This window comes from Dietzia sp. UBA5065, assembly GCA_002415925.1.
Lineage (GTDB): Bacteria > Actinomycetota > Actinomycetes > Mycobacteriales > Mycobacteriaceae > Dietzia.
The window spans coordinates 14,293-14,834 of record DIAZ01000019.1; the positions used below are offsets into that span (position 1 = coordinate 14,293).

Annotated in this window: 1 pseudogene; it reads left to right on the plus strand. The window is 74.2% G+C overall.

Features of this window, described 5'->3' with window-relative positions:
- A pseudogene (locus B4M60_RS01875) lies at window positions 1-306 on the plus strand (acyl-CoA dehydrogenase); the annotation flags it as partial.
- Between the last annotated feature and the right edge of the window lie 236 nt (window positions 307-542).

A 542-nucleotide genomic window follows, 5' to 3' on the forward strand; every position in this document is an offset into this window, starting at 1 on the left:
GGACCACTGTCCGCCTTCCGGGTGGCGGTCGCGCGCAGCGTGGTCTCCCAGGCCGTCGCCGTGACGGTGCGGAACGTCCATCAGGTCCACGGTGCGATCGGCACGACCCACGAGCACCCCCTCCACCGGCTGACCCTGCCCGCCCTGCAGTGGCGCGGCGAGTTCGGCTCGGCGGCCTTCTGGGAGGGCCTGCTCGCCGGCGTCGCGGTCGCCGGGGGGATGGACGGGGCGTGGCCGATGGTCGTCGACGGCGTCGGGGTGGACGGGGCCGCCGCCGCGTGGCTCGACCGCGTGACCGGGGCCTGACCGGGTGGACGGCTCGCCCGCGGCCGCGGACCCGCGCCCCGCGATCTCGGTACGCTGGCCGGTAGTACCGAGAAAGGTCGACCCGTGGAATTCCTCCTCATCGCCGCAGTGATCGCGATAGCCGTCGCGGTGGTGTCGCGCAGCCAGAACAAGGGCCAGACCCAGCTGCAGGCGCACGACAACCGCCATCTCGAGGACCATCGCGCCGAGGCCGCGCGCTGGGTCGAGAGGCTCGG